The sequence below is a fragment of the Okeania sp. SIO2B9 genome, assembly GCF_010672505.1.
GTDB lineage: Bacteria > Cyanobacteriota > Cyanobacteriia > Cyanobacteriales > Microcoleaceae > Okeania > Okeania hirsuta.
Genome location: NZ_JAAHGK010000999.1, coordinates 1 through 2,911, shown reverse-complemented (window position 1 = coordinate 2,911; position 2,911 = coordinate 1). Strand labels below are relative to the sequence as shown.

The window sequence follows — 2,911 nt, the reverse complement described above, 5'->3', positions numbered from 1 at the left end:
ATCATTAGAATCAGTATCAAGAGCATCTAGTTGCCTACTAACTCGATTCCATTCACCATCAATTATCTCGATCAAAACTGCAGCAAGTTTAGCATTACGTTGCTGTGTCAATATCTGAAATTCGTCGTTAGTCATCATGATTAACTCCTAAATATATGATTATCGACTATCTAATTTTAGATATCACATCTACACTGTTGACTCCCATGAATATAATCTTAAATTTTGAATAATTTAGTTCCTACATGGCCTCTTGATTTTATGTCAGATAATTAGTTATCCAAAAAAGAGGGAGTAGGGAGTAGGGAGTAGGGAGTAGGGAAAAATAATTGATGATTTATGGATAATAATTTATTTTATTTTGGATTTTTACCCGATGTATTATTAATAAATAATGGCAGAGATTTACATCTTTCATAAATTGCTGATTATTAAGCTAATTTTTTTTTCACAGGAAAAATTCGGTGAATTTCAAAGATAGCAATTCCCATCCTGATGAGATACAAAATTAGTTTGTTTTAGGGAGTAGGGAGTAGAAAAATCACTGTACTTCAGTAACTTGAGAAACGCTATAATATATGAATTATTTTTGTAAGAATTCAGCAGTCAGCTATCAGCTATTGCTTTGATAACTGACTAAAAGCAATATTTAATTAGACATCTCCAGAAAAGAGGGGAAAGGGAAGAATAATTGATAATTTATGGATAAAAATTGATTTAAATTTTGATTTGCGGAGATGTCTATTGAGCTAGAAAAACCTTGCTACAAAAGTCATCTCTAAAGTCTATATTCATTTAAACTTCGTCCTCAAGCACAGGGTCTTATTGCTGATAGCTGAATGCTTACTTATTTTTTATTCAAAAATCAACTTTTTTTTACTGTCTTCTGGAACACTTAACCTCAATATATAGGAAATTAAAAACAAAGGAATGTTAAATTTTTAACACCAACTATTAAGAGCGAACAAGACACAGTTAACAAAAAAGAAAAATAGACCGCAAAAGAAGTAAAACAAATTATTTTGACTTTTGCAATAGATCTAGTCAAAAATCAAGGTAGAAATAAACTTTCCTGAATTTTTCTGATAATGACTGATTAACCTGAATATGATAATCTATCAACAATAAAATTCTATTAAAGGAATCTAAATAATGACAAAATTACGAGTAGGTTTATTATTTGGCGGTTGTTCCGGTGAACATGAAGTATCCCTTAATTCAGCAAAAGCGATCGCTACTGCTTTAACTAAAGGTCAAAATACAGACAAATACGAATTGATGCCAATTTACATTCAAAAAGATGGTCGTTGGCAACCAACTGATTTTTCTCAACAAGTTCTAGAGTCTGGTAACCTACCATCTTCTAAGCTTACAGATGATAATTCCGATACTGAAACTACCTCCTCTCTTGCTTCTCAAAGTTCGTCTAACCTCTGGCAAACTCCTCCTCAAGCTGCCCAAGTAGATGTTTGGTTTCCAGTGCTTCACGGTCCCAATGGCGAAGATGGTACCATACAGGGTCTACTGAAGTTAATGCAGGTTCCATTTGTGGGGTCTGGGGTTTTGGGCTCTGCAATGGGTATGGATAAGATAGCTATGAAAATGGCTTTTGCTCAAGCAGGTTTGCCCCAGGTAAAATATCAGGCAGTGACGCGATCGCAGATTTGGTCTAATCCTTGTGTGTTTCCCAAATTGTGTGATGATATTGAGGCAGCTTTAGAATATCCCTGTTTTGTTAAACCTGCTAACTTAGGTTCGTCAGTGGGTATTGCTAAGGTGCGGTCGCGAGCGGAGTTGGAAACTGCCTTGGATAATGCTGCTAGTTATGACCGTCGAATTATTGTTGAAGCGGGTGTAGAAGCAAGAGAGTTAGAATGCGCGGTGCTGGGAAATGATGTGCCGAAAGCTTCTGTGGTGGGAGAGATTACTTTTGAGAGTGACTTTTATGATTATGAGACTAAGTATACAGAAGGAAAAGCGGACTTATTTATTCCAGCGCGAGTCAGTGAAGCGATCGCTGCTCAAATTCAAGAAATGGCAACTCAAGCATTTTTAGCTGTGGATGCTGCGGGTTTAGCTAGAGTAGATTTTTTCTATGTAGAGAAAACAGGGGAAATTTTTATTAATGAAATTAATACAATGCCTGGTTTTACTGCGACGAGTATGTATCCTATGCTCTGGAAAGCTAGTGGAATTCCTTTTGATGAGTTAGTAGACTGTTTAATTCAGTTAGCTTTAGAAAGACATTCTAAGTAACTAACAATTCTCTGTAGGTTGGGTTGAGCGACAGCGAAACCCAACATTTATCTTTGTTTGTCAATTTTAAGTAGACAGTAGTATAATTCATATTAAATAAGTTGACATATACAATCCAGGAATCATTAATTATGGACAGAGAAAAAGAAGCGATCGCTTTACCAAAAAGAACTCAAAAATTTCGGACAAGATTATTTCCTGGAAAGACATTACCTTCTCAAGAAATAGCAAGACGCAAAGCTATCAAAGCAGAATTTAGCGCCCGCTGCAGACCAGTATTTGAAAAACTTCGCCCTAAATTAATTGACAAATATTACAACCATTTTATAGCAGTCGATCCAGATACTCAAGAATATATGATCGACTCATCCTTAGAAAACTTAATTCAAAAAGTCCGCAGCTGTTACCCAGATGGTACAGTCAAAGTCGCTATTTATCGACTTAATGAAACAGGAGCTTGTGGCAGAATATAATGTTAGGTAAATTTTGAGATAACGGCGAATTATTTTTTGAAATAGAATTAGTTACTTTCACTGGAGAGAAATTTTTAGTAGACGCTTTGTTAGATACTGGTTTTACCACAGGATGGTTAGCCATTAATTCTCAAGATTTAGAAGCTTTGCAGTGGCCTTTAGTTGCACCTGACATAGAAATA

2 protein-coding genes are annotated in these 2,911 nt (G+C 35.3%); both read left to right on the top strand.

All coding sequences use genetic code 11. From position 1 onward, the window contains the following. The first annotated feature begins 1,152 nt into the window (after positions 1-1,152). Positions 1,153-2,256 carry a D-alanine--D-alanine ligase family protein gene (locus tag F6K13_RS26500; protein ID WP_287288926.1) on the top strand — a complete coding sequence of 368 codons (1,104 nt, stop codon included), beginning with the start codon at positions 1,153-1,155 and terminating at the stop codon, positions 2,254-2,256. A 131-nt stretch (positions 2,257-2,387) separates the two neighbouring features. Further along, on the top strand, positions 2,388-2,729 hold the full coding sequence (locus tag F6K13_RS26495; protein WP_287288924.1) for a hypothetical protein: 342 nt from the start codon (positions 2,388-2,390) through the stop codon (positions 2,727-2,729). Positions 2,730-2,911: the final 182 nt, after the last annotated feature.

Excerpts from the sequence above, each read along its gene's own strand:
- F6K13_RS26500 (WP_287288926.1), top strand. The coding sequence starts at position 1,153 with ATGACAAAATTACGAGTAGGTTTATTATTTGGCGGTTGTTCCGGTGAA.
- F6K13_RS26495 (WP_287288924.1), top strand. The coding sequence starts at position 2,388 with ATGGACAGAGAAAAAGAAGCGATCGCTTTACCAAAAAGAACTCAAAAA.